Origin of the sequence: Streptomyces sp. NPDC018000 (genome assembly GCF_044328025.1) — a bacterium.
Lineage (GTDB): Bacteria > Actinomycetota > Actinomycetes > Streptomycetales > Streptomycetaceae > Streptomyces.
In genome coordinates, this window is record NZ_JBIRGM010000021.1 from 14,752 (window position 1) to 40,264 (window position 25,513).

Below are 25,513 nucleotides of genomic sequence, written 5' to 3' on the forward strand. Positions count from 1 at the left end.
CGGTCCGGTCCACCCGCGCAGAAACGGCACATGCCGGGCAGCAACCCTGAAGTCGGACAGTGCTGGGGAGTTGAGAGTCGTTGGATACGGTAGAGCGTCGGATTCCGGTGTCGTCGGCACCGGCTGCGACGGTGGCCTCGGCGGCGACCGGCGGGGCGAAGATCTCGCGCCAGCAGCACCGGCAGCTCTGGGTGGAAGAGCCTGCGAAACGGCGACGGATGCCGGACCCGGTCCGTGAGGCGGCCGTGCGTGCCGTGCTCATCATGTCGCTGACGATCATCCAGGCCATGGTGGCGTTCCTGTGCACGCTGACGGGGTCCTGGCTTGCCTTTCCGATGGTGCTGAGCGGTGTGGGCAGCACGGTGGCCGCGACCTGGTCGGTGCTGGACGTCTGGGTCACCCGGCAGGTCTGGAATCAGCGCAACGGCGTGGTGTCCGCGCCGAGCAGTTCGGCGCGGCAGTTGCGCCGTGAGCGGCGCAGAGCCCGGCGGGCGGAGCGGACCGCGCAGGGCGAGGATGCGCGGATACGCCGTCGTGAAGCGGGCAGCCTGTCGCGGGCCTGAGAGCCGCGCAACCTGTGCTGTGGATCGGGCCGGGCTCGCGCGACTCTCGGCCGCTCCGTCTCCCTACTCGTCGGACGTGCCCTGAGCGGGAACCTGGGCTGTGCCGGGCGGTGTCGTGGCGCGCTTGAACATGCGGGTGGCGGTGATCTCGCCGTGCACCGTCTCACCGTTCGGGTCCTGTTGCGGCAGCCCGGGACGAAGGTGCTCCTCCACACTGATGTACTTCAGCCCGGCCCGCAGGTCCGCGTCATTGCGCAACCGGATGACCAGCGGGAATTCGGCAAGCGCCGTGGTGTCGAAGAGTCCGGTCGTGTAGAGCAGCTGCACACCGAGGGCGTCCGACACCGCGCGCTGGAGCTCCAGCAGATAGGTGGCGTTGGCGCGGCCGATGGGGTTGTCCAGGAAGAGTGTGCCCGCATGCCGGTGCTGGTGCCGGTCGCGGCCCCGGTCGTTGCTGCGCAGTGCGGCCATCGTGCAGTACAGGGCGATGGCGGCGGTGAGCAGCTGGCCGCCGGAGAAGACGTCGCCCATCTGTCCGACCGGGACGCGTTCGGCACGCAGCACCGCGTCCGGCTTGAGGATCTCCACGGCGATGCCCTTGGGTTCCAGCGCTGCCTGCACACCGCGCAGCAGGAGGGACATGCCGTCCCTGCGCAGATCGGAGTTCTTCTTCAGGGCGGCGCGGGTTGCCTCGTCGATGACCTCACCGAGTCGCTCGGTGAGCGTCGCCTGATCGGGTTCCTCGAAGCGGATCCGGAGGAACTCCTGGCCTGACCACTCCCCCAGTCCTTCGGGAAGCCGGGAGAGCCGCTGGGCGGAGCGGAGGGTGGTGAGCGCGGACTCCACGAGGCCACGGAGCCTGTCGACGATGGAATCGCGGTTGCGCTCCAACTGGGCCAGCTCGTCGGTGAGGACACGGAGCCGGGGTGCGAAGGCGGCGGCCCACTTCTCGGCGTGCTCGGGCAGTGCCGCGGCCGGCAGCTCGCGGATCTGCTGGCGGGCGGGGGTGCGGACCTGTTCGTAGCGGGTGGAGTTGGCATGCCGTACGAGGACGTCGCTCGCTTCCCGAACGGCGCTCTCGGCGGCGGACAGGTCGGCGGCGCATCCTCGCAGTGAACGGCGGGCCTCTGCGGCGGACTGCCGGGCCTCGTCGAGGCTGCCCGAGTACGGCTCGGGGGCCTCGGTGTCGTCATCCGCGCCGTTGTCCCTGAGGAGGTCGCGCAGGAGTGCGGCGGTCTCGTCGAAGCCGCCTGCCGAGTCCTCGGCCGTGCGATGGGCGTGCAGCAGCTCGGCGTGGGCGGCGCGGGCGGTGTCCAGAGTTGCGGTGGCGGAGGCCAGTTCGGCCATGGCGGTACGCAGGAGGGCCTGGGCCTGCTCGGCGTCTGCGGGAACCAGCTCGTCGGGGAGTTCGGTGTGGTGGGTCTCGCCGTCGACCGGGGCCAGGCGCTCGGCCTCACCCCGCAGCCGGCCCAGCTGCTCGCTCGCGGTGGAGGCCCTGGTTTCCAGGAGCTGAACCAGGGACTCGGCGCGGGCGGCGGCCGCCTGCCTGGAGGGGCCGTCGGCGCCGTCGGTGCCTTCGAGGAGCTGGGCGGCCCGGGTGCGGACCTTGTTGGTGAGCCGGTCCAGCTCGGCGAGGGCGGCGCTCTCGTCGCTCTCCGCACGGGCCTGTTCGGCGCGCAGGTCGGCGCCGACGCCTACCTTCTCGTACAGCTGGGATGCGGCCCGGTAGGCCTCCCGCAGCGTGGGAAGCGCGGTGCGCGGGGTGTCGCCGTCCTCGGGTTCCGGGAGGTGTTCGGGGGCGCCTGCGATCTCGGCTCGCTCGACGCGCAGGGCGCGGGCGGTGCGGCGGGCGTCGTCGGCGGCGCGCTGAGCAGCCCTGCGGTCCTCGTCGGCGGCGCGTGCCCGCTCGAGGAAGACAGTGGTGCGGGCCTCGGACTCGGCTGCCTCGTCGACCAGTTCGCGCAGCTTCGCCTGCCAGCGAGCGCGTTCGCGGAGCCGGTGGGCGAGGCCGGCGAGGGCGTCAGCGGCACGGCGGGCACGCTGGGCGGCCTCCTGGCGTTCGTCGCGGACGCGGCCGGTGTCCGCAGCCGCCTCGTCGGCCTCGGCGCGCACGGTACGGGCTTCGGCAAGTGCGGCTTCTGCCGCCTCGGCGGCCGAACTGGCAGTGCGGGCTGCTTCGGCGAGCTCGGCGAGCATGCCGGGCGGGCAGTCCGCGCGCCAGGAGCCGATGCGGGCGGCGAGGGAGCGGTCGGCGGCAAGGCGGGCCGCGAGGGCACGGATGTCCTCGTCGCGGGCGGCGGCCCTGCTCCTGAGGGCCTGCCGCTCCTCGTCGGCGGCGTGTTCGTCGTGCATCGCCGGGTTCGGCGGAACGAGGAACACCCCTTCCGTACTCGCAGCCGAGCCCGTGCCGGTGGCCGGGACGGGGGCGAGCAGCGCGGCGGCGGTGCCGACGGCGACGGCGGAGCGCGGCAGCAGGGCGGCGCCGCTCAGGACGTCGCGGGCGCGGGCGTGCGAGTCGGGGTCGGTGATGACCACGCCGTCGACGAGTTCGGGACGCGCGGCGAGTACGGCCGCGTGGTCGGCGGGGTCGACGGCCTGGGCAAGGTATCGCCAGCCGGGCAGGGCGGGGATGCCGTGCTCGCCGAGGTATTCGACGGTGGCGAGGACATCGGGGCCGGGCGGCAGCAGTCCGCCGTCGCCGAGTGCGCCGAGGATGCGGGAGTCATCGGCGGCCGCGGTGCGCAGTTCGAAGAGGCGGCGCTCGGCGGAGGCGATGCCCTGGTCGAGCAGTTCCCGCAGTTCGTCGGCGCTGCGGTCCAGCTCCTGGGCGGTGAGCGGCTGTTCGTGGGCGGTGGGCTGTCCGGTGGTGACGGTATGCGCGCCGGTGGCGGTCTGGTCCGGTCGGCCTGTCGCGCCTCCCTGACTCGCCTGACCTGCCTGGTCCTGGTGCCGATCCGGGTGGTCCGCGCCGTGTGCTGCGTCCGGGTCCGTCTCCGTTGCCGCCGCTCCGCGACGGGGCCCGGGCACGCCTGTGCCGTGCGTGGCCGGCAGGCCCAGCAGGTCGGCCAGGCGGTGGTCGGCGGCGATCGACTCGGCGGCCCTGAGCTCGGCCTCGTACGCCTGTTCCGCGGCCTGTGCGGCATCGGCGGCGCGCGCCGCGGCGAGTTCGGCGCGGCTCTCGGCGGCTGCGGCTTCCCTGGCCAGGTCGGCCGCCGAGCGGGCGGCCTCCCTGGCGGTGTCCCACTCGGAGACGGCGGACTGCTCGGCATCGCTCGCGGCGAGGGCGGCGCGCGCCGGGTCGGCGTCCGGCGCGGTGTTGTCGAGCCAGCCGGCCCGTACCGCCTCTGCTGTCTCCTGTTCGACCTCGGCGAGGCGCTGGCGCAGATGTCCGGCCTCGCTGCGGGCGCGCTGGGCCTCGGTGGCTGCGGTGGTGGCGTCGCGGTGGGCGGTCTCGCCCGCCGTCTGCAGGGTGTCGGAGCGCTCCTCCTCCTCGTTGGCCAGGGTCTCGCCGGCCTCCGCCGCGGTGTGCAGGGCCCGTACGAGATCGGCGGCGGCCTTGGCGCGGGCGGCGAGCGCAGGCGCGGCGTCGCGCTCGGCCTCGCGGATGGCGACGGCTACACGGGCGGAGCGGTCGGCGGCGGCGCGGTGCCGGAGCACGGCCTCGGCGGCCTGCCAGGCGGAGTGCAGGGTGCGGGCGTCGACCAGTTCGCGGCGCTGGGCGGCCGCGCCCTTCTCAGCCGCGGTCAGGGCCAGAGAGGCATGCCGGTAGGCCAGTTCGGCCGCGATCAGGGCGCTGCGGCTGCGGGCCTGCTCGGCCGTGGTGACGGTGTGGGCGGCGCCCGTCACCTGCTGGGCGAGTTCGGCGGTCCGGCCGCGCTCCTGGCCGGCGCGGGCGGAGAGCCTGCGGGCGAGCGTACGGGTGCGGCGCTCGGCGCCCGCGTGGATGTCCCGTGCGCGGGACCGGGCGCCGGCGGCCTCGACGATCCGGCCGAGCAGATCGACCGAGCCCGCGGTGAAGTCCCGCTCCGCGGTCAGCTCGGCTCGGCGGCCCAGCTTGTTGCCGAAGCCGCTCACCAGGTCGGCGAGTCCGTCCGTGTCACGGGTGTCCGTGACGGCGCGGAGGAGGAGGTCGGTGAAGTCGGAGTCCTTCTTGACCGCGAAGAGCCCGGCCGCCTCGCCCTCGTCCGCGTTCATCTCGCGCTGGTAGCGGAAGAGTTCGGGGTCGAGACCGAGGTCTCCGAGGTGCTCGTTCCAGCGGTCGTGGATCTCTTCCCAGTGCACATCGAGGTGCTGGTAGAACTTGCCCGCCTCGGTCAGAGCGTCACGGAAACCCTTCATGGTGCGCCGTCGGCCCTGTGCACCGGAGACGCCTTCGACGGGCCGGTGCACCGAGGTGGCCTCGGCGACCGGCAGGGAGTCCAGGCTGAGACCGGGCCCGGGGCGGAAGGAGTACCAGGCCTCGGCGAACTTCCGCGGGTCGTTGGAGACCTGCCGTCCACGCCACTCGCTGACCTTGCCGACGACCACGCACTCGCCGGTGAGGGTGTGCTGCCACTCCAGGGCGACATGCCCGCAGTCGTCGGCGAGCAGGAACTTGCGCAGTACGCCGGAGCTGGCGCCGCCGAGGGTGTTGCGGTGGCCGGGCAGCATCACCGAGAAGATCAGCTTCAGCAGCACCGACTTGCCGCCGCCGTTCTCCAGGAAGAGCACACCGGCGGGGGCGGGGCGGCGCGGCGGGCCGACCGGCTCGTCCTCGAAGAACTCCGCCTGTGCCGGGGCGGGGTTGGGCACGGGCTCACCCACTCCGCGCAGGTCAAGCACGGTGTCGGCATAGCGCGCACCGGCAGGCCCGATGGAGTAGAGGCGGACCCGGGACAGCTCGTACATGGCGGCGGACTCTCGTCGTTCTGGCAGCGGGAGGCAGAGGGCGGTGGTGGGACGGGGCCGGTCAGGCGTGGAAGGGCAGACCGGCGTCGGCAGCCAGCTCCAGGTCGTCGGCGTCGGGCGGCGGCAGGAGCGTCGCCGTGCCGTCGGTGACCGGTACGACTCCGAGTTCCAGGAGTTCGGCCATGGCGGCGCTGCCGGCCATGTCGCGGACCTGGAGCTGGTAGCGGGCGGTGGTACGGAAGGCACCTCCGGCGTCGTCCCCGGCGCGCTGGAGGAAGCCGGAGTCGGTCAGGAAGGCGACGGCCTTGCCGACGATGCCGGTGGTGGACCCGGCCAGCCTTCGGGCGTCCTTCGTGGCTCCGGTGGAGCTGCGCCGGGCGTAGATCCGCCAGGCCGCCTCCAGCCCGGGGGCGTCGGTGGCCGGGTCCGTGTTGTCGCCGTGCTCCTCTGCACGCTCCTCCAGGCGCCGGCACGCCTGGCGTACGAACGAGTCGACGCCGTTGACGGTGATCCGGCCGATGTACGCGTCGTCGGCGAGGTCCTCGGGGCGGGGGAAGGCCATCGCGGCGACGGCGAGGTGTGCGAGCCCGTGCAGGAAGCGGTCGGCTGAGTCGGACGAGGCGCGGCGGGCGTAGTCGCCCATGCGGACGGCGAAGACCGAGTCCTCACCGGCGGTCACGGCCATGCCGGCGCGGGTGGACACCTCCAGGACGACCAGGCCGAGTCCGGTCGCCACGGCGTCGGCGAGCCGGGCGAAAGTGGGCTCCTCCCGGTAGCGACGCAGCAGTTCGGCGTATTCGGCGTCGCGTGCGGGCAGCAGTTTGGGCTGCAGTCCAAAGGCGACGAGCCGGGCTGCGTCGGCTGCGTCGGCCGGGGTGACGGCTGCGGTCGCGGCGGGCCCGGCCGGGTCGGCGGGCGCCGTGCTCTCGGTTGCGTACGCGGCGGTCGGCTCGCTCCACGCGTCGGCATGCTGTGCGCGGTGGTCGCTCACGACTGTCGCTCCTTGCTGCGGAAAATCTTCGGTACGGGGTGGACGGCGCCGACTTTCGCGGCATCCGTCCCGGGCTGGGTGGTGCCGGCCGGTCCGCCGGCGTGGCGATGACGCCCATGGCCGACGTGCGGCGGACCGGCCGGCACCTCGTGTGAGGCACACGAGGTGCCGCTCATGACGCCTCCGAGCGGTCCGCGGCCATTCCGGCCGCGTCCAGCAGGGCCGTCCCCACTATCAGGTCCGCACCGCCGAACTCCGGGTCGTCGAGCTGCGTCCCGTCGTCGACGGAGAACAACAGGCGCTGCTCGCCCTGCCGGTAGGCGGTGCCGACCGGTGGGCTCGCGGCGTGCACCGCCAGCAGGGCGACCAGGTAGGGCAGTTCGGGATCGCGGCGCCGGGCCTCCGCGAGGAGTCCGGAGAGCCGGCGCGGGGCGTCGTGCTCCAGATCGAGGAGTTCCATGGCGCTCGCGAGCTGCTCCTCGCTGAATCTGCTGTCGTCCGGGGTGGCGATCAGGTCGGGCTCGGGCATTTCGGCGCCCAGGTGTTCCCGTTCCAGTGGCGGGGTGAGCAGCATGTCGACGAGGTCGCCCACCCGTAGCGAGGTGGGGTTGCGCAGCCCGGTGCCGTGGGCGAAGAACGCGTCCGTGACGCGGATCGCCTCTTCGACGGGGAGCGGCAGCAGCGGGGCGACCAGCTGACCGTACAGATCGAGGCCGGTGCGGGCCGTGGGGGTGGCGAACGCCTGCCGGTCCTGTTCGGCGCGGAAGAGCGGTCCGGCTTCCAGCAGGCGGGACTGCAGCTGGGTGTGGCGGCGGATGCAGTCCTTGACGATGTCGACGAGCTCGGCGGCGCGCCGCTTGTGCTCGGGCTCCTCGGCCTCGTCGCGCGCCTTGCGGATGTTGGTGAGGATCGCGTTCTCGTGGCGGTAGCGGTCGGCGACGTGGTCGAGTGCTTCGGCGATCATGTCCGGCACGGCGTTGAGCCAGTCGACGGCCCGGACGTTGCGCCGGGTGGCCTCCAGCGTCTTGCGGAGGGTCTCCGCGTACTGCACGGTGCGGTAACGAGCCTGTTCGGCAGCGAGCTGGGCGTCCGCGAGGCGGCCTCGGCTGATGAGGACCTCCAGCTTCACCTCGGCCGCGATCTGGGCGCTGGTGACGTCCGTGTCGAGGGCACCGACCAGGACGTTGACCGCTTCGTCGGTGGTCCGGAGGTAGACGGTGCCGCCGTATCCCGGGACCTCTTCGATCAGTTTGAAGTCGTAATCGCGACGGACATATACCCCATCAGGGTCGAAGGTGCCGTATACCGCACGGAATCCGCGGTCGACGCTGCCGACATTGATCAGGTTCTCCAGCACCCAGCGGGCGACCCGCTCGTGCTCGGCGGCCGGGCGGCGCGGGGCCTGGGCGGCGACACGGGGAAGCAGCCTGGTCACTATCTGGTCGTGGTCGGCACCCGTGTCGAAGTCCATGTTGAGGGTGACGAGATCGATCGCGGCGAGTGCGACCTCGGCCATCGCGTAGACGGTGTACTCACCGGCCAGATTCGCCTTGCGCACATCGAGGTCGTGCAGCGGCGCCGTGCAGGCGAGCGCGCGCAGCCGCCGCGAGAGCCCCTCGTCGGCGGCCGGGCCCGGGGCAGGCCGCGGCCCCGCGCTGAGCTGGGGCGCAGCGTTGTCCGTGTAGGCAGGCGAAGTCACGCTGCACAGATTAGGTCCTCACACTGACAGCGGTCGAAACGACGCAGAAGCGACCCCTTGCCCGGCGCCGGCCGGCGCCGGCGTCACAGCCGTTCCCCGGTGGGGTGCTTGCGGTCGTTCCGGCCCGGCTCCGGGGGTCCGTAGCCCCCGCCGCCCGGTGTGCGGAGCACCAGTACGTCCTGCCGCTCCAGGTCGGCCATGTCGCAGCCGCGAAGTGGTGTGACCGTCCGGCCGTCCGAGCGCTCGATGTGCTGCTCGCCCAGCGCGCCGGGTCCACCGCCCGCCATGCCGTACGGACGGACCCGGCGGTGGCCGGCGAGCAGCGCCACGGTCACGGGTTCGAGGAAGCGGATTCGCCGCTCCACGCCGCAGCCGCCGTGCCAACGCCCCGTACCTCCGCTGCCGTCCCGTACCCGAAAGCTCTCCAGCAGCACGGGGTAGCGCCATTCGAGGACTTCGGGGTCAGTGAGGCGGGAGTTGGTCATGTGGGTCTGTACGGCGTCGGCGCCGTCGAAGCCGTCGCCCGCGCCCGAACCGCTCGCCACGGTCTCGTAGTACTGGACCCGTTCGTTGCCGAAGGTGAGGTTGTTCATGGTGCCCGAGCCCTCGGCCTGGATGCCGAGCGCCGCGTAGAGGGCGCCCGTGACGGCCTGGGACGTCTCCACGTTTCCCGCGACGGTGGCCGCCGGATGGACGGGGGCCAGCATGGAGCCCTCCGGAATCCTGACCTCCAGGGGCTTGAGGCAGCCACTGTTGAGCGGGATGTCGTCGGCGACCAGGGTCCGGAAGACATACAGGACAGCGGCCATCACCACGGATTTCGGCGCGTTGAAGTTTCCCGGCTGCTGCGGTGAGGTGCCGGTGAAGTCGACGACTGCGCTGCGGTTGGCCTTGTCCACGGTGAGGGCGACCTCGATGACCGCGCCGTTGTCGGTCTCGTAGCGGTAGGCGCCGTCGTGCAGTTCGGCGATGATCCGGCGGACGGACTCCTCGGCGTTGTCCTGCACGTGCCCCATGTATGCGGCTACGACCTCGGGGCCGAACTGCTCGACCATGCGGCGGAGTTCGGCGATTCCCTTCTCATTGGCGGCGATCTGGGCGCGCAGATCGGCAAGGTTGGTGTCCGGGTCGCGGGAAGGGTACGCGGCGGCGGTGAGCAGCTTGCGCGTCTCGGCCTCGCGAAGTCTGCCGTCCCGCACCAGCAGCCAGTTGTCGAACAGCACTCCTTCCTCATGGATGGTGCGACTGAAGGCGGGCATGGAGCCGGGGGTGATGCCGCCGATCTCGGCGTGGTGTCCGCGTGAGGCCACGAGGAAGCGCAGCTCCGGCCGCCCGCTACCGGTCTCGTCGAACACGGGTGTCACAACGGTGACATCGGGCAGGTGTGTGCCCCCGTGGTACGGATCGTTGATGGCGTACACATCGCCGGGCCGCATCGCTCCGCTGTTGCGCCGCAGTACCTCCTTGATGGACTCCCCCATCGAGCCGAGATGCACGGGAATGTGCGGGGCGTTGGCGATCAGATTGCCGTCCGCGTCGAAAAGGGCGCAGGAGAAGTCGAGCCGCTCCTTGATGTTGACGGAGTGGGCCGTGTTCTCCAGGCGCACGCCCATCTGTTCGGCGATCGACATGAACAGGTTGTTGAAGACCTCCAGCATGACGGGGTCGACCCGAGTGCCGACGGCCGTGCGGTCCGGGCGCGGGCGGACCCTGGTGAGCAGGAGATGGCCGGCGTCGGTGAGAGCGGCCTGCCAGCCCGGGTCGACGACAGTGGTGGCATCCGCCTCGGCGATCACGCCGGGGCCGGTCACGGTGTCCGCAGGGTGCAGTTCCTCGCGCCGGTGGAGCGGGGTGTCCTGCCATCGGCCGCCGGTGAACATCCTTACGGTGTCGTGCGGTTGAGGTTCTGTGCTCCCACGGGGTGCGCGGGCGGCCGGGCGCGGTTCGTGCTGTCCCGCCGTTCCGATCGCCTCGACCGAAACCGCCTCGACGACCAGGGGTTTTTCCATGGTGAACGCGTAGCGTGCGCGGTGCTCTGCGGTGAACGCCTCGGCCATGGCGGGTGCGCTGTCCAGGCCGACGGGCAGGCTCGAGTCCGTACCGGCGTAGCGCAGGAACACCCGGGCGCGCGTGCTGATCGCGTTGTCGGGGATGGCGTCGGCGCGCAGTTCGGCGCGGGTGCGGGCGGCGAGTTCGTCGCAGAGGTCGCCCACCGTGGTCCGGGTCGCCTCGTTCAGTTCCGCCTCGACGGACTGTTCGCGCATCGCGGTGGCGTCAGCGAGACCGATGCCGTACGCGGACAGCACGCCGGCCAGGGGCGGTACGAGGACCGTGTCGATACCGAGGGCGTCGGCGACGGCGCAGACGTGCTGGCCTCCGGCGCCGCCGAAGCCGGTCAGGGCGTAGCGGGTGATGTCGTGTCCGCGCTGCACAGAGATCTTCTTGACCGCGTTCGCCATGTTGAGCACGGCGATCTCCAGGAACCCGGCGGCGACCTCGGCCGCCGTGTGCCGCGTTCCGGTGGCGCGCGTCACGTCCTGCGCGAGCGCGTCGAAACGTTCGCGTACGAGGTCCGCGTCGAGCGGGAGGTCGCCGCCGGGTCCGAAGACGGCCGGGAAGTGCGCGGGCTGGACCCGTCCGAGCATCACATTGGCGTCGGTGACGGTCAGCGGACCGCCGCGGCGGTAGCAGGCCGGGCCGGGGATCGCGCCCGCCGAGTCGGGGCCGACGCGGTAGCGGTGGCCGTCGAAGTGCAGGACGGAGCCGCCGCCGGCGGCGACGGTGTGGATGTTCATCATGGGGGCGCGCATCCGCACACCGGCCACCTGCGTGCCCAGCTCGCGCTCGAACTCGCCCGCGTAGTGCGACACATCGGTGGAGGTGCCGCCCATGTCGAAACCGATGACCCGGTCGAATCCGGCCTGCCCGGACGTACGGGCCATGCCGACCACGCCACCGGCGGGGCCGGAGAGCACCGCGTCCTTGCCCCGGAAGTGCGACGCCTCGCGCAGCCCGCCGTTGGACTGCATGAACATCAGCCGGATTCCGTCGAGTTCGCGAGCGACCTCGTCGACGTACCGGCGCAGGATCGGCGAGAGGTAGGCGTCGACGACGGTGGTGTCGCCGCGCGGTACGAGCTTGATCAGCGGGCTCACCTCGTGCGAACAGCTGACCTGGGTGAAGCCTGCCTCGCGGGCCGCGGCGGCCACGGCGCTCTCGTGTACGGGGTGGCGGTAGCCGTGCATCAGGACGACCGCCGCGCTGCGCAGTCCGTCGGCCCGGGCCGCCTGCAGCCGCTCGGCGACCGCGTCCCGGTCGAGTGGTGTCACGACCCGGCCTCGGGCGTCGATCCGCTCGGGGACCTCGATGACCTGCTCGTACACGGCCTCGGGCAGCAGGATGCGGCGGTCGAAGAGTCTCGGCCGGTTCTGGTACGCGATGCGCAGCGCGTCGCGGAAGCCTTCCGTGATGACCAGGACGGTCGGCTCACCGCGCCGCTCCAGCAGGGCGTTGGTGGCGACCGTCGTGCCGATCTTCACCGTGCCGACCTGGTCGGCCGGGACCGGGTCGGTGGGGCCGAGGCCCAGCAGCTCCCGGATTCCGGCCACGGCGGCGTCGCGGTAGCGGTCCGGGTCGTGGGAGAGCAGCTTGCGGGTGACCAGGTGCCCATCGGGATCCCGGCCCACGACATCGGTGAACGTCCCGCCACGGTCGATCCAGAACTCCCAGCGTCCGGTCACCCCTCCATACTGACGCGCAGCAAGGACAACGGCCCCGACGGTGCGGCCTGCTCCACGGCGGCCGGCGCACCGATCGGCTCCACGGCGGCCGGCGCACCGATCGGCTCCACGGCGGCCGACGCGCTCCGCAGCGCCGCCTCGGCCCGCCGTTCCAGCAGCCCGGTCCGTCCGTGATCGACGAGGTCGAGCGGTCCACCCGCCGCCGGGCGAAGCCGGGAACTCGGGGAAGCGCCGGGCGCCGCGGGCCGGGCGGGGCTTCGCGGACACGGCCCGGCCCGTTCGCGCGGCGCGCCCCCCGACGCGCGCCGCTGTGCGTACTGCGGTCAGACCGCGGGGGTGTCGGGCCCGATCCTGCTGCGTACCGCTGTCTGCACTTCGGCCTCCTCGGCCGGGTCCGCGGCGAGTCGGCGCAGTCGCTCGGCGACTCTGATGTCGCCGGTCTCGGCGTGGAGTGCGGCGACCTCACGGGTGGTCTCCTCGCAGTCCCACAGGCATTCGACGGCGAATCCGGTGGCGAAGGAGGGGTCGGTTGCGGCCAGTGCGCAGGCCGCTCGGCCGCGCAGGTGCGAGGAGGACGTCTCCCGGTAGACATGGCGCAGCACGGGAGCCGCGCAGGCGATGCCCAGCCGGCCCGCGCCGTCGACGAGGGTCCACAGGCGTGGTGCGTCCGGCCCTTCGCCCCGTACGGCCTCGCGGAGTGCGCCGAGGACCAGTGGGGCGTCCTGGGCGCCCCCCCGGCAGGCGAGCACACCGGCCGCGGAGGCGCCGAGGGCGTCGGGCCGCCGGGCCCAGCGCCTGGCGCGCTCCACCGCCGCTTCGCCGCACATCCGCTCGAAGGCGGCGACGCCCGCGTCGGCAACGGTGCGGGAGTCGCTGACCGCGGCGGTCTCGATCAGGTCGAGCACGGCCGGGTCCCTGGCCTCTGCCAGATAGTGCAGAGCGGCGCAGCGTGCGCCCTCGGGGCCGCTGCGGGCGGCCTCGAGGATCGTGGAGCGGTCCTCGGGGCCGGCGACTGCGGTGAGACACCGGGCGGCCGGGACGTGGAGAAGGCTGCCGCGTTCGAGTCCCTGCTGGGCCCAGTCGAGGACGGCCCGGACACTCCAGCCGGGGCGGGGGCCGCCGGGCCGCATCTGCCGCTGCCAGCGGTCGAAGGAGCCCTGTTCCGAGGCGGCCCTGATCCTGGCACCGACGTCCTCGCGCGGGTCGTCCGCCCAGAGCCGCCAGGGGCGGGGTTCGAAGGCGTCCCGTACGGCGGCGGCCAGTTCGGCGGCGCCCTCCTCGGTCGCCGGGAATCGGCTGAGCACGGGTACGGCCAGCGCGCCGAGCCCCGCGTCGTCGTCACGCAGGGCGAGCTCGTCCAGGGCCCAGGCCCAGTTGGCTCCGGTCGCGGCGTACCGCCGCAGCAGGGCCAGGGCGTCGTCCCGTCCGTACGAGGCGAGGTGGCCGAGGACTGCGAGGGCCAGCCCGGTGCGTGAGTCGTCGGTGTCGAGGTGGTCGTCGGGATCGCACAGGTGACGCTCGATCTCTTCGATACCGCCGTCGAGGTCGAGATACAGGCGCGCGTAGTAGAGCGAGCGGTTCTCCACCTGCCAGTCGTGACGCGGATCGCTCAGGACGCAGTGGTTGAGAGCCGCCAAGGCCTCGGGGCGCGGCGCGGCGAGCGCGTGGAGCGTGCCGTCGCCCCGGCCCCTCTGCAGCAGGCCGAGCAGGGTGCCGCTCGGCGCTATGAACGGATCAAACATGGAAAAAGCCTCACATCAAGCTGTCGACGCAACCGGGACTGTGCAGTTCCAAGTGCCGGGTGGGGCACTACGCCGCGCAGCAACATGATCGGCCGACCGCCGTCTTCTGCTTGGTGTAGACCATCTTCCTCTGCCTCTCGTCGGTGGCCCGGACCGGGCCCGCGACGTCATGATGACCCAGTCATTTCGCCACCGCGACCACATTTACGGCGTACCCGGTCAGCGGGAGCCGAAGAGTTCCAGCAGGTCGGCCTTGCCGAACATGCGCGCAGTGTCCAGTGCGGAGGGTGTTCCGGCCGCCGGGTCGGCCCCTGCGGCGAGCAGCGCCTCGATCACCGCATCCTCGCCCTTGAAGACGGCTCCGGCGAGCGGTGTCTGTCCGCGGTCGTTGGCCCGGTCCGGGTCGGCGCCGCGGCCGACGAGGGCGGTGACCGCGGCGGCATGCCCGTGATAAGCGGCGAGCATCAGCAGTGAATCGCCCCGGTCGTTGGTGAGGTTCGCGGGGACCCCCGCGTCTACATAGGCGGCGAGGGTGTCGGTCTCACCGCGGCGGGCCAGGTCGAAGACCTTCGTCGCCAGCTCGACCACCTCGGGATCGGGGGTTTCGCTCATCGGACGGGCCGCCTTCCATTGACCGGTTTCACCACTGTCGACCTGCGGGGTGTACGCCGTGGGGGCCGTACGAGTGAATCGACAGGGTACTGCTCGAACGCGCACATGCCCCTGGCCCACCCACGGCAAAAGATCAGGTCCGGTGACGACGGAACAGCGCGTGACATCGAGTTTCCCGTCCCTCCGGCACTCCCACGTCAGCCAAACAAGTGAAAATACAGACTTTTAACCCAAATGCCGCTTTTATCGTATAGATACTTCCAGTGAACCTGGAAGGACTCATGGTGACTGTCCCCCTATCCAGGAGAACCTCTCATGATCCTGTCCATGTCAGGCGTAGTCATCCTCGGCGTCATCGTCTTCCTGTTCTTCAGGAAGGACGGCCTCAAGGCATCGCACGCCGTCGTCACCGCCATGTTCGGCTTCTATCTGGCAGGCACCGCCATCGCACCGAGCATCACCGCGGGCGGCGCGAGTCTCGCCGGCCTCTTGGGCGGGATCAAGTTCTGACCGTCCGCGACCACTTCCACCCCTTCAGGAGACCGACGTGGCCCGGCGACCACTCCCCCGCATTCTGAGCAGCGGCAGCGCCTCGATCACTCGCAGTCGCGAGTTCGCGCGCACGGCCGCCGACAACGCCACCGACGTCCTCCATCCGTTGATCACGGTCACTCGCGGTCTGCGGTTGCTGGCCGGAGCCGGACGGCAGAAGTGGGCCGCGACGCCCAAGGACAAGCGTGGTCCGACGCTGTTCTCTGTCGCGGCCTGCGTACTCCTGGTCGCGCTCATCCCGTACGGGTCCGTGATCGCCCTGGTCACGGTGATGGGCGCCGCCGCGTGGAAGGGCCGGGACCGGACCCCCGTGAAGACCGGCCCCGACGAGGCGGAGGCCGGGCGGCTGCGGTGCCTGTACGAGGCGCTCGTGCCGTACTTCTCCGTGGCCGACGACCCCAGTGCGCTGTTCGCCCACGGCGGCGACTGGGACAAGGTCTTCAGCGGTTACGAGTTCGACGGCAACGGACGCCTGACACGTCTCCAGGTGACGTACCCCGCTTACTTCACCGACAGCGAGGCCGCCTCCCGCATCCGGATCGAGCGGCTGCTGCATACCAAGTCCGGCCGTGGCCGCGAGTACCACTTCGCCTGGGACGAGGAGGGCAATCAGCTCGTCATGAACGTGCTCGATGCCCTGCCCACCTCGATCGGGGCCCAGCGCTTCGTCACCGCCCCCGGCGAGACCGTGCTGGGTTTCACCGACGGCGAAGCGGTGCAGCGCACCGTCCCCGTGACCGACGGCGACGCGACCCGCGACGCACCTCCGGTCGTCTGGCGGACCGGCGCCCGCTCCACCGAGCCGCATCTGCTGGCCGTCGGACAGCCCGGCAGCGGCACCACCACGCTGATGCGCTCCATCGCCCTGCAGGCGCTCCAGCACGGCGACATCCTGATCATCGAAGGCAGCGGAACCGGCGAGTACGCCTGCCTGACCGGGCGCGACGGCGTCCTGGCCGTGGAGTGCGGCCTGGCCGGCGCGCTGGCGACCCTGGAGTGGGCGTCCCACGAGACGGAGCGACGGCTGATCGCGGCGAACCGGGCCCGGCAGTCCGGCCACCCCGCCCCCGACGACGTCAAGCGCCCGCTCTGGATCCTGCTGGACCGGCCCAGCGTCCTCGGCCATCTGGCGGCCGCCGACGGCAGGACCGACCCCCGGGAACTGCTCCAGGTGCCGCTGCGGCACGGCAGGGCGGCCAATGTCACCGTGGTCATGACCGATCAGTTCGACAGCCTGGACACCCTCGGCGAGACCGTACGGACCCATACCCGGGCCAGGATCGTGCTCGGCGACTTCTCCCGCGAGCAGGTCGAGTCGGTGCTCGGCACGGAGCCGCACACGACGCCGATATTGAACGTCCCTCCCGGCCGGGGGTACGCACGGCTCGGCACCGGCCCCGTGATGCGGCTCCAGGTCCCGGCCACACCCGATCCGTACGACGAGGCGACCAGCGAGGCGCAGCGGCAGGCCGTCCTCGGTCTGCTCCCCCGGCGGCAGGCCCCGGCCGAGGAGACCGCACCGGTCGGGGCGTGCGTCCCGGACCCGGCGATGCCGCGCACCGTGACCGCGGCCGTGGCCGTCGAAGGCATGGCGGTCAGCGACTGAACGGGGCGGCGCGGGGGTGATGCATCGGCTGATCCGTCACCCCCGCGCCGCCCTGCCGATCAGGCGACGAACGTCCGCGGCGCCTCGACCCCCGCGCCCGCCCCCGAACCCACCAGCTGCGCCGCCGCCGCGAGCCGTACCGCCGCCTCGTCCGCGACCGGCCCCGCGACCGTGAACGGCAGCCGTACGTACCCCTCGAAGGCGCCGTCGACGCCGAACCGGGGGCCGGAGGGAACGCGAACACCGACCCTCTCCCCCGCCACCGCGAGCCTGGAGCCGGAGAGGCCGCCGGTACGCACCCAGAGGGTCAGACCACCACGCGGAACCGAGAACTCCCAGTCCGGCAGCTCCCGGCGGACCGCGGCGACGAGCGAGTCCCGGTTCTCCCGCGCCTGTTCGCGCCGGACCCGCACGGCCTGTTCCCAGCCGCCGGTACGCATCAGCCAGTTGAGGGCGAGCTGCTCAAGGACGGGCGTCCCCATGTCGGCGTAGGCGCGGGCGGCCACCAGGCTGCGGATCACGTCCGGGGCGGCGCGCACCCAGCCGATCCGCATGCCGGCCCAGAAGGCCTTGCTCGCCGATCCGACAGTGAGCACGGTGGAGCCCGCCGGATCGAAGGCACAGACCCGGCGCGGCATCTGCACATCGGCGTCGAGATACAGCTCGTTCATGGTCTCGTCGACGACCAGGACCGTGCCGGCGGAGCGGGCGGCGTCCACCAGGTCACGTCGCCGGTCCTCGTCGGCCAGCGCGCCGGTGGGGTTGTGGAAGTCGGCGACGACGTAGGCGAGCCGGGGCGCCGCCTCCCGCAGTACCTGCCGCCACCGGTTCATGTCCCAGCCGCCGAGCCCTTCCTCCATCGCCACCGGCACCAGCCGCACGCCGGCCTCCCGCATCAGTTGCAGGATGTTGGCGTAGCTCGGGGACTCCACCGCGATCCGTTCGCCACGGCCGGCGAAGAGGTGGCAGATCGCGTCGATCGCGCCCATCGCCCCGGTGGTGACCATGATCTGTTCGGGCATGGTCGGGATGCCCCGCCCGGTGTAACGGTCGGCGATCATCTGCCGCAGCACGGGCAGACCGGCCGGGTAGTCGCCATGGGTGTGGGCGTACGGTGCCAGCTCCTCCAGGGCGCCCTGGACCGCCCGGGTCAGCCACGGTTCGGGGGCGGGCAGCGAGGCGCATCCCAGGTCGATCATCGAGCCGAGCGACTCCGGGGGAAGCGGTTCCAGACCGCGTGCGGGCAGCGGATTGCCCGCCGGTACGGCGGTCCAGCTGCCTGCGCCCCGACGGGACTCCAGGAACCCCTCTGCCCGCAGCGCCTCGTACGCGGCGGCGACGGTGGTCCGGCTGACGGACAGGGCGAGCGCGAGTTCACGCTCGGCGGGGAGCCGGGCGGCCACGGGCACCCGGCCTTCGAGGACGAGCAGACGGACCCCGTCGGCCAGTGCGCGATAGGCGGGCGGCCTGCGGGCGCCCGGTCCGGCGGGCCGGGGCTGTTGGGCCTGGAGCTGCCGCGCGAGCTGTGCCGCACCGACTGCCGAAGTCCACTGCGCCATCGAAATCAGTCCACCTTCCCGGGATTGGCCATAGTTGGCGGCCAATCCCCTGCCACAGGGTGACATGCGGCAGTCCACTACCACCACTCCAGGGGGACCTCTTGTCCATCACTCCTGCCCCTCGCGGGGCGCACCTCGTGCGAAGGCTGATTCAGCTGTACGCCGGCCTTGCGCTGTACGGGGCGAGCTCGGCGCTCCTGGTCCGCGCCGGCCTCGGCCTCGAACCCTGGGGCGTGCTGCATCAGGGGCTCGCCGAGCGGACCGGAGTGTCCATCGGGGTCGTCTCGATCATCGTCGGCGCCGCCGTTCTGCTGCTGTGGATACCGATCAGGCAGCGTCCCGGTCTCGGCACCGTCTCCAATGTCTTCGTCATCGGCATCGTCATGGACGGCACGCTGGCGCTCGTGCCCGACGTGCACGCAGTCGCAGCGCAGATCGCCGTGATGGTCGCCGGTGTCGTGGTCAACGGTGTCGCGACGGGGCTGTACATCGCGGCGCGGTTCGGCCCGGGCCCGCGCGACGGGCTCATGACCGGTCTTCATCTGCGTACCGGCCGCTCCATCCGGCTCGTCCGCACACTGATCGAGGTGGCGGTCGTGGTGACCGGCTTCGTGCTCGGCGGCTCGCTCGGCGCGGGCACGGTGTTCTACGCCCTGGCCATCGGCCCGCTCGCCCAGTTCTTCCTGCGCTTCTTCGCGATCGGCGGCAGGCCGGCGGCAGAGGCCGCCGCCGGGCCCGATGAGGAGGCGCCCGTCGCACCCGGGCCGGGCGGCGGCGAGAGCGCCGTCACCGCCCGGACTCCGAAAGCAGGCCATACTGCCGCAGTGACCTCCGAACGCCACCCCTATCTCGATCACCCCTCGACGATCCCCTTCGCCCATCGAGGGGGTACCGCGGACGGGATCGAGAACACCACGGCCGCGTTCCGGCGGGCCGCCGATGCCGGGTACCGCTACTTCGAGACCGATGTGCACACCACGGCGGACGGTCGTCTGGTGGCCTTCCACGACACCACTCTGGACCGGGTGACGGACGCCCGGGGCCGGATAGCCGAGCTGCCGTGGAACGAGGTGCGGCAGGCCAGGGTGGCGGGCCGGGAGCCGCTGCCACTGTTCGAGGAGCTGCTGGAGACGTTCCCCGAAGCCCGTTGGAACGTCGACATCAAGGCCGAGTCCGCCCTGGCCCCGCTGGTCGATCTGATCCGCCGGGCGGATGCCTGGGACCGGGTGTGCGTCGGCTCGTTCTCGGAGGCCCGCGTCGCCAGGGCCCACCGTCTCGCGGGGCCCCGGCTCGCCACCTCCTACGGCGTCCGCGGCGTACTGGGCCTGCGGCTGCGCTCGTACGGCATACCGGCGGCGCTGCGGGCCGGCGCGGTGTGCGCGCAGGTACCGGAGAGCCAGAACGGCGTCCGGGTGGTCGACCGGCGCTTCGTACGCGAGGCGCACGCACGGGGACTCCAGGTGCACGTCTGGACGGTGAACGAACCCGAGCGGATGGCTGCGCTCCTCGATCTCGGTGTGGATGGCATCATGACCGATCACATCGAGACGCTGCGTACGGTGCTGAGCGAGCGGGGGGCCTGGGCCTGACGCCGGTCGTGCGAGGTCTCCACGGGGAGAGACAAGGGGGTGCGGGTTGAGCGCCGAGACCACGGACAGCGCTGGGCCGACTGGACTCACGACGGGTTCCGCCGACGCTGCGAGCCGCAGACGCGAACAACGCGGCTGGTATTTCTACGACTTCGCCTGCTCCGTCTACTCGACGAGCGTCCTGACGGTCTTCCTCGGCCCCTATCTGACGTCGGTCGCCAAGGCGGCCGCCGACACCGACGGTTTCGTGCATCCGCTCGGGATACCGGTGCGCGCCGGGTCGCTGTTCGCCTACGCGGTCTCCGTGTCCGTCGTGGTCGCGGTGATAGTGATGCCGATCGTGGGGGCCGCCGCGGACCGTACGGGGCGGAAGAAGCCGCTGCTGGCGGCCGCGGCCTATGTGGGGGCTGCCGCGACCACCGGCATGTTCTTCCTGGACGGCCAGCGCTATCTGCTGGGCGCGTTCCTGCTGATCGTGGCGAACGCCTCGGTCTCGGTGTCGATGGTGCTCTACAACGCCTATCTGCCGCAGATCGCAGGACCGGACGAGCGGGATGCGGTCTCGTCGCGCGGCTGGGCGTTCGGATACACCTCGGGTGCGTTCGTCCTCATCCTGAATCTGGTGCTGTACACGGGTCACGACTCCTTCGGCCTCTCCGAGTCCGACGCGGTGCGGATCTGTCTCGCATCGGCCGGTGTCTGGTGGGGCGCCTTCACCCTCGTGCCGCTGCGACGGCTGCGCGACCGGCGGGTGACGCCGGATGGCGAGGGTGCGGTCGGCTCGGGATGGCGGCAACTGATGGCCACCCTGCGCGACATGCGCAGCCATCCGCTGACGCTCTCCTTCCTGCTGGCGTACCTCGTCTACAACGACGGCGTACAGACGGTGATCTCCCAGGCCTCGGTGTACGGCTCCGAGGAACTGGGCCTCGACCAGACGACGCTGATCACGGCCGTGCTGCTGGTGCAGGTGCTCGCGGTGGCCGGAGCGCTGGGGATGGGCCGGCTGGCGCGGGTGTACGGCGCGAAGCGCACGATCCTCGGCTCGCTCGTCGTCTGGACGCTGATTCTCGTCGCAGGCTATTTCCTGCCCTCCGAAGCGCCGGTCTTCTTCTATGTGCTGGCCTCGGCGATCGGTCTGGTGCTCGGCGGCAGCCAGGCGCTGTCGCGCTCGCTGTTCTCCCATCTGGTGCCGCACGGCAAGGAGGCCGAGTACTTCTCCGCGTACGAGATGAGCGACCGCGGACTGAGCTGGCTCGGGCCGCTGGTGTTCGGTCTCGCATATCAGCTGACCGGGAGTTATCGGGATGCGATCATCTCGTTGGTGATCTTCTTCGTGGTCGGTTCCGTATTGCTCGCGAGAGTGCCTGTCCGGCAGGCCGTGGCGGCAGCGGGGAATCCCGTTCCGAAACGGATTTAGACGTTGAAGTGAAAGGCCGGTAGTGTACGCGTTTGGCCTGCCCGGAGGACCGTTACTGCGAGCGGAAGAAGCCAAACCGTTGGGTGACAACTTCCGCCAGATGTGACAAACCGGGCATTGGCGGGTACCCCAACCCTGAAGAAGCAGCGGCACGACGGGCGACGCATGACCGGCAACGGGAATCTTTACCGCCGACCGGACGTTGACCGGATGACGACGACAGCGACACCTGTCCTGTGGGCGACAAGCCCGGGAGGCACGATTCATGAGTGAGCGAGCTCTCCGCGGCACGCGACTCGTGGTTACCAGCTACGAGACGGACCGCGGCATCGATCTGGCCCCGCGCCAGGCGGTGGAGTACGCATGCCAGAACGGACATCGATTCGAGATGCCGTTCTCGGTAGAGGCGGAAATTCCGCCGGAGTGGGAGTGCAAGGCGTGCGGCGCCATGGCACTCCTGGTGGACGGGGATGGCCCCGAGGAGAAGAAGGGCAAGCCTGCGCGTACGCACTGGGACATGCTCATGGAGCGGCGCACACGCGAGGAGCTGGAGGAGGTGCTGGCCGAGAGGCTGGCGGTTCTGCGCTCCGGAGCCATGAACATCGCCGTACATCCGCGGGACAGCAGGAAGTCTGCCTGACCGCGTAGCACCGCAATACGACAGAGCCGCGGGGGGGGGGCGGGACGGCGGCGTGGCCAGCCCCCCGCGGGGGGGGGTGGGGGGGCGGGGGGGGAGGCGGGACCCGCGGCGCGGGGCCCTCCCGCCACGCCCCGCCGGGCCCCCGCGGGGGGTGCTCGTTGGCGTGGGCCGGGGCCGCCCGGGGGTTGCGGGGGCGGGTGCCCCGGGCCCGCGGGCGGGCCCCCCCCCCCGCGGCTCTGTCGTGTCGCGGTCCGGCTGTCAAGGAGTCAGCGGCGGCCGGGGCCCCTCGTCGGGCCGGGAGCCCGGCTGTGTGCCGTCCTGGCGGATGACCTCACCCTGCACGATCTTTCCGTCCGGCCGGTGAATGCGGGCCTGCTGGAAGGCGTCGGAGAGGCTGCCGGGGCGGGCTGCACGCATCCGGCGTTCCACCGAGCGCTCCGCGTAGCGTCCCAGCATCGAACGGACCGGCGGCGCGAGCAGCACAAGCCCCGCCACGTCCGAGATGACCCCCGGGATCATCAGCAGCAGCCCGGCCAGCATCAGGAAGCCATTGCCCTTGCTGCCCTCAGGTGCGGCGTGCGGAGCGGCAGCCCCGGGCTGCCCCGGCATCTGCTGGAGCGTCTCGGTGAGATTGCGGAAGGCCCGGCGGCCGGCCAGCTTCATCACCGCCGCGCCGAGCACGATCCCCGCCACCAGGAGCAGCAGCACGGTGAACCCGCCCGCCGTGTCGGCCACGACGGTGAGCAGCCAGATCTCCAGCACCGCCCAGGCGGCAATGGCGAGGGGGACGAAGGTACGGGCGCGTGAGCGCCTCGGGGCGGTCGGGGGCGGTGTGCCGGTCGTCATGCTCCCCAGTGTGCCCGTACGGGCCTCCGATCGGCGTATGGGGGTGATCACGATCGGCGGACCGGCGCCCGCCGCCCTCGATGGCTCAGGTCGCCTTGCGGCCGAGGACCCGGTTCGTACGGGAGGTGACACCCCAGGAGGTGACCCTCCAGAGCGCCTCGACCAGGATGTCGCGGCTCATCTTCGAGTCGCCGATCTCGCGGTCCACGAAGGTGATCGGGACCTCGACGACGTGATATCCGGCGCCGATGGCGCGACGGGCCAGGTCGACCTGGAAGCAGTAGCCCTGTGAGGCGACCCGGTCGAGGCCGATTCCCTCCAGGGTCTCGGCGCGAAAGGCCCGGTAGCCGCCCGTGACGTCCCTGGTCGGCAGCCCGAGAAGGAGCCGGGAGTACGTGCTGCCGCCGCGGGAGATCATTTCCCGGGACTTGGGCCAGTTGACCACCCGCCCGCCCGGCACCCAGCGGGAGCCGAGCACCAGGTCGGCGCCCTTGAGCGCGGTGAGCAGCCGGGGCAGTTCCTCGGGCTGGTGAGAGCCGTCGGCGTCCATCTCCACGAGCACGCCGTAACCGTGCTCGATGCCCCAGTCGAAGCCCGCGAGGTACGCCGCGCCCAGCCCTTCCTTGCTCTTGCGGTGCAGCACCTGGACCTGGTCGTCGGCCGAAGCGAGCTCGTCGGCGACCTTGCCGGTGCCGTCGGGGCTGTTGTCGTCGGCGACCAGGATGTCGGCTTCCGGCACAGCGGCGCGCACCCGGCTCACGATCGGCTTGATGTTCTCGGCCTCGTTGTAGGTCGGAATGATCACCAAGATTCTGCCGAGCGGGCCGTATCGCCTCTGACCGCCGTCGTTCACTTACCGCCCCTTAAGTCCGTACGCAGGTGCACACCATATCCAGCGGGCAGGGGCCCGAACCGACGCGGTCGGACGGGGCGGGGAACCGCCCCGGACAGAAGGAGGGAAGTACGGACAGAACCACGGACGGGAACTACGGATGGGGGCCCAGCGCCCTTCGGGCCGACCTGGAACCCGCTGGCTGCGGGTCGCCCTAGAGCCGTTGTCTACTGAACGTCCGGGCCCCACCCGGGTCGCACCTACCATCCGGCTGAAACCTTCCCTCGCCCCCGAGGCGCGGGCACTGAACCTGGCTGCCAGTGGTGGTGCACCGGTGCGGCACACCACCCCATGACCCAGCGGCGTTCGACGACTGCGTGGAGGTTTAACCGGTCGGATGTCCTGTGGTGGACCCGGCCGAACCTACCGGCCGGTGGGCGCTTTCTGTCAATAGCCGCCTGACCTGCAATGTTTGCGGAACTCGCCTGGTCAGTGGCGAAGATCCGCAGGTCGCGACGGAGCAGGGACGTCTTCGACCGGCGGTACGAAATGTCCGGACGTCACTCGTTCGGCCGTACGTAAACAGTTTGTCCGAAGACCGCGGTGCTCAGGCAGACCGGGAGCTCGGCGCCCGGGGTGAGATCCGGCAGGCCGGGCGTTCCCGACCTCGGGTCGGTCGACCAGCGGGCGACCCGGTCGTCCGGGGCCTGGACCACCAGGTCAGCGGTGCGCCAGATCGCGTAGTCGGCCAAGGCTCCGGGTACCAGGGTCCCCGCGTCGTCGCGGCCGACGGCCCGCCAGCCACCCCTGGTGTGGGCGGTGAAGCCGGCCCGCACGGAGATCCGGTGCTCGGGCGTGCGATGGAAGGCGGCGGCCCGTACGGCCCCCCACGGGTCCAGCGGGGTCACGGGGCTGTCCGAGCCGAAGGCCAGGGGCACACCGGCCCGCAGGAGCGCCGCGTACGGGTTGAGGGCCCTGGCCCGCTCGACGCCGAGCCGCTGCGCGTACATGCCCTCCTCGCCACCCCAGGCCGCGTCGAAGGCAGGCTGCACGGAGGCGGTGAGACCCAGCTCCGCGAAGGCGGCGACGGTCTCGGGGGTGAGCATCTCGGCATGCTCGATACGGTGCCTGGCGGCCCGGATCCGGGCCAGGCCGAGCCTGTCGGAGGCGGCCCGTACGCCCTCCACCACGGCGGAGACCGCTGCGTCGCCGATGGCGTGGAAGCCGGCCTGCAGCCCGGCCTCGGTGCAGGCGGTGACATGGGCGGCGATCTGTGCCGCGTCCAGGTGGGCGGTGCCCGTGTGTCCGGGCGGACCATCGGCGTACGGCTCGTGCAGGCAGGCGGTGTGCGAGCCGAGCGAGCCGTCGACGAAGAGGTCCCCGGCCGCGCCGATCGCACCGAGTTCCCGGATGCGGCGGGCGTCCTTCTCGTCGCCGACCTGCTCGGCCCAGTAGCCGAAGACCCGCGGTCCGCTCTCCGCGGCGGCGAGCTCGAGCAGCGCGACGAAGTCCTCCTCGTCGGAGATGTCGGGGCCGCCGCACTCGTGGACGGTGCCGATGCCGAGCGACGCGGCGTGGCGCAGGGCGGCGCGCCGGGCGTCGGTGCGCTGCTGCGGCGAGACGGCGCCGTGTGCCGCGGAGCGCACCGCGTGGTGGGCGGCGCCGGTCAGCGGGGCGTCGGGGTGGTACCCGGTCAGCCCGGTGACGCCCGGGACCAGGTCGAGCAGGGCGGTGGTGACGACCGCGGAGTGCACATCGATTCGGGGCAGGTAGACCGGCCGTCCACCGGCGGCCGCGTCGAGCTCGGCGCGCGACGGCGGGCGTTGCTCCGGCCAGCGTGTGGCGTCCCAGCCGTGGCCGAGGACGACCCGGTCCGCAGGGTGCTCCGCCACGTACGCGCGCAGCAGTGCGAGTGCCTCGTCGAGGTTCCGGGCGCCGGCCAGGTCGAGGCCGGTGAGGGCCAGGCCGGTCGACGTGGTGTGGACGTGGGCGTCGGTGAACGCGGGGGTGACCAGCGCGCCTTCGAGGTCGATCACTTCGTCGACGCCGCTCGCGAAGGCGTCGGCGGCCCCTTCCGAGCCCACCCAGGCGACATGGCCGCGTTCGACCACCATGGCGGTGGCGAAGGGGTCGGCGGGGCTGTGGACGTCTCCACCGCGCAGCAGCACGGTGCGGTGTTCGCTCTGGGGGGCGGCGCTCTCGGTCATGGGACCAGTCTCGCGCCTGCCCGGACCC

General features: G+C 71.8%; 16 protein-coding genes. 6 read left to right on the forward strand and 10 right to left on the reverse strand.

All coding sequences use genetic code 11. From position 1 onward, the window contains the following. Nucleotides 1-80 precede the first annotated feature (80 nt). Nucleotides 81-563, forward strand: a complete 483-nt coding sequence (locus tag ACH4EW_RS27645; RefSeq protein WP_398261430.1) for a hypothetical protein — start codon at nucleotides 81-83, stop codon at nucleotides 561-563. A gap of 63 nt (nucleotides 564-626) precedes the next feature. Here ACH4EW_RS27645 and ACH4EW_RS27650 read toward each other — a convergent pair whose 3' ends face one another. From ACH4EW_RS27650 to ACH4EW_RS27675, 6 genes are all read right to left on the reverse strand, one after another. Then, nucleotides 627-5,450 carry a hypothetical protein gene (locus ACH4EW_RS27650; RefSeq protein WP_398261432.1) on the reverse strand — a complete coding sequence of 1,608 codons (4,824 nt, stop codon included), beginning with the start codon at nucleotides 5,448-5,450 and terminating at the stop codon, nucleotides 627-629. 61 nt (nucleotides 5,451-5,511) lie between these two features. Beyond that, nucleotides 5,512-6,441: a hypothetical protein gene (locus ACH4EW_RS27655; RefSeq protein ID WP_398261434.1), complete on the reverse strand. Its 930-nt coding sequence runs from the start codon at nucleotides 6,439-6,441 to the stop codon at nucleotides 5,512-5,514. 172 nt (nucleotides 6,442-6,613) lie between these two features. Then, nucleotides 6,614-8,140: a hypothetical protein gene (locus ACH4EW_RS27660; protein ID WP_398261436.1), complete on the reverse strand. Its 1,527-nt coding sequence runs from the start codon at nucleotides 8,138-8,140 to the stop codon at nucleotides 6,614-6,616. 83 nt (nucleotides 8,141-8,223) lie between these two features. Beyond that, nucleotides 8,224-11,880 (reverse strand): hydantoinase B/oxoprolinase family protein, encoded by a 3,657-nt coding sequence (locus ACH4EW_RS27665; RefSeq protein WP_398261437.1) that lies wholly within the window; start codon nucleotides 11,878-11,880, stop codon nucleotides 8,224-8,226. A gap of 323 nt (nucleotides 11,881-12,203) precedes the next feature. After that, complete coding sequence (locus tag ACH4EW_RS27670) at nucleotides 12,204-13,622, reverse strand: HEAT repeat domain-containing protein (protein ID WP_398261439.1); 1,419 nt, start codon at nucleotides 13,620-13,622, stop codon at nucleotides 12,204-12,206. 219 nt (nucleotides 13,623-13,841) lie between these two features. Then, nucleotides 13,842-14,234, reverse strand: a complete 393-nt coding sequence (locus tag ACH4EW_RS27675; RefSeq protein WP_398261441.1) for an ankyrin repeat domain-containing protein — start codon at nucleotides 14,232-14,234, stop codon at nucleotides 13,842-13,844. Nucleotides 14,235-14,549: 315 nt separating this feature from the next. Between ACH4EW_RS27675 and ACH4EW_RS27680 the strand changes: the two genes are divergently transcribed. Next, complete coding sequence (locus tag ACH4EW_RS27680; RefSeq protein ID WP_393702356.1) at nucleotides 14,550-14,744, forward strand: hypothetical protein; 195 nt, start codon at nucleotides 14,550-14,552, stop codon at nucleotides 14,742-14,744. A 37-nt stretch (nucleotides 14,745-14,781) separates the two neighbouring features. Beyond that, the gene (locus tag ACH4EW_RS27685; protein ID WP_398261443.1) at nucleotides 14,782-16,392 is read left to right on the forward strand and encodes a hypothetical protein; all 1,611 of its coding nucleotides are present in this window, start codon (nucleotides 14,782-14,784) and stop codon (nucleotides 16,390-16,392) included. Between the two features lie 59 nt (nucleotides 16,393-16,451). On the opposite strand, the gene ACH4EW_RS27690 is transcribed toward ACH4EW_RS27685, so the two are convergent. Beyond that, nucleotides 16,452-17,951 carry a PLP-dependent aminotransferase family protein gene (locus ACH4EW_RS27690; protein WP_398261445.1) on the reverse strand — a complete coding sequence of 500 codons (1,500 nt, stop codon included), beginning with the start codon at nucleotides 17,949-17,951 and terminating at the stop codon, nucleotides 16,452-16,454. A gap of 824 nt (nucleotides 17,952-18,775) precedes the next feature. On the opposite strand from ACH4EW_RS27690, the gene ACH4EW_RS27695 reads away from it, so the two are divergent. From ACH4EW_RS27695 to ACH4EW_RS27705, 3 genes are all read left to right on the forward strand, one after another. After that, nucleotides 18,776-19,540: a glycerophosphodiester phosphodiesterase gene (locus ACH4EW_RS27695; RefSeq protein ID WP_398261529.1), complete on the forward strand. Its 765-nt coding sequence runs from the start codon at nucleotides 18,776-18,778 to the stop codon at nucleotides 19,538-19,540. Nucleotides 19,541-19,586: 46 nt separating this feature from the next. Then, the gene (locus ACH4EW_RS27700) at nucleotides 19,587-20,960 is read left to right on the forward strand and encodes an MFS transporter (protein WP_398261447.1); all 1,374 of its coding nucleotides are present in this window, start codon (nucleotides 19,587-19,589) and stop codon (nucleotides 20,958-20,960) included. A gap of 265 nt (nucleotides 20,961-21,225) precedes the next feature. After that, nucleotides 21,226-21,600 carry an RNA polymerase-binding protein RbpA gene (locus ACH4EW_RS27705; protein WP_007262928.1) on the forward strand — a complete coding sequence of 125 codons (375 nt, stop codon included), beginning with the start codon at nucleotides 21,226-21,228 and terminating at the stop codon, nucleotides 21,598-21,600. Nucleotides 21,601-21,858: 258 nt separating this feature from the next. On the opposite strand, the gene fxsA is transcribed toward ACH4EW_RS27705, so the two are convergent. The 3 genes from fxsA to ACH4EW_RS27720 all read right to left on the reverse strand — a co-directional run bounded on the left by fxsA (nucleotide 21,859) and on the right by ACH4EW_RS27720 (nucleotide 25,485). Beyond that, nucleotides 21,859-22,446 carry an FxsA family membrane protein gene (fxsA, locus tag ACH4EW_RS27710; protein ID WP_398261449.1) on the reverse strand — a complete coding sequence of 196 codons (588 nt, stop codon included), beginning with the start codon at nucleotides 22,444-22,446 and terminating at the stop codon, nucleotides 21,859-21,861. 85 nt (nucleotides 22,447-22,531) lie between these two features. Then, nucleotides 22,532-23,299: a polyprenol monophosphomannose synthase gene (locus ACH4EW_RS27715; protein ID WP_398261451.1), complete on the reverse strand. Its 768-nt coding sequence runs from the start codon at nucleotides 23,297-23,299 to the stop codon at nucleotides 22,532-22,534. A gap of 539 nt (nucleotides 23,300-23,838) precedes the next feature. After that, entirely contained in the window at nucleotides 23,839-25,485 is a 1,647-nt protein-coding gene (locus ACH4EW_RS27720) for an amidohydrolase (protein WP_398261453.1), read from the reverse strand. Nucleotides 25,486-25,513: the final 28 nt, after the last annotated feature.

Bases quoted from the DNA above. Each gene is read 5' to 3' on its own strand.
- ACH4EW_RS27650 (WP_398261432.1), bottom strand. From the start codon at position 5,450: ATGTACGAGCTGTCCCGGGTCCGCCTCTACTCCATCGGGCCTGCCGGT.
- ACH4EW_RS27670 (WP_398261439.1), bottom strand. From the start codon at position 13,622: ATGTTTGATCCGTTCATAGCGCCGAGCGGCACCCTGCTCGGCCTGCTG.
- ACH4EW_RS27675 (WP_398261441.1), bottom strand. From the start codon at position 14,234: ATGAGCGAAACCCCCGATCCCGAGGTGGTCGAGCTGGCGACGAAGGTC.
- ACH4EW_RS27680 (WP_393702356.1), top strand. From the start codon at position 14,550: ATGATCCTGTCCATGTCAGGCGTAGTCATCCTCGGCGTCATCGTCTTC.
- ACH4EW_RS27690 (WP_398261445.1), bottom strand. From the start codon at position 17,951: ATGGCGCAGTGGACTTCGGCAGTCGGTGCGGCACAGCTCGCGCGGCAG.
- ACH4EW_RS27705 (WP_007262928.1), top strand. From the start codon at position 21,226: ATGAGTGAGCGAGCTCTCCGCGGCACGCGACTCGTGGTTACCAGCTAC.
- fxsA (WP_398261449.1), bottom strand. From the start codon at position 22,446: ATGACGACCGGCACACCGCCCCCGACCGCCCCGAGGCGCTCACGCGCC.
- ACH4EW_RS27720 (WP_398261453.1), bottom strand. From the start codon at position 25,485: ATGACCGAGAGCGCCGCCCCCCAGAGCGAACACCGCACCGTGCTGCTG.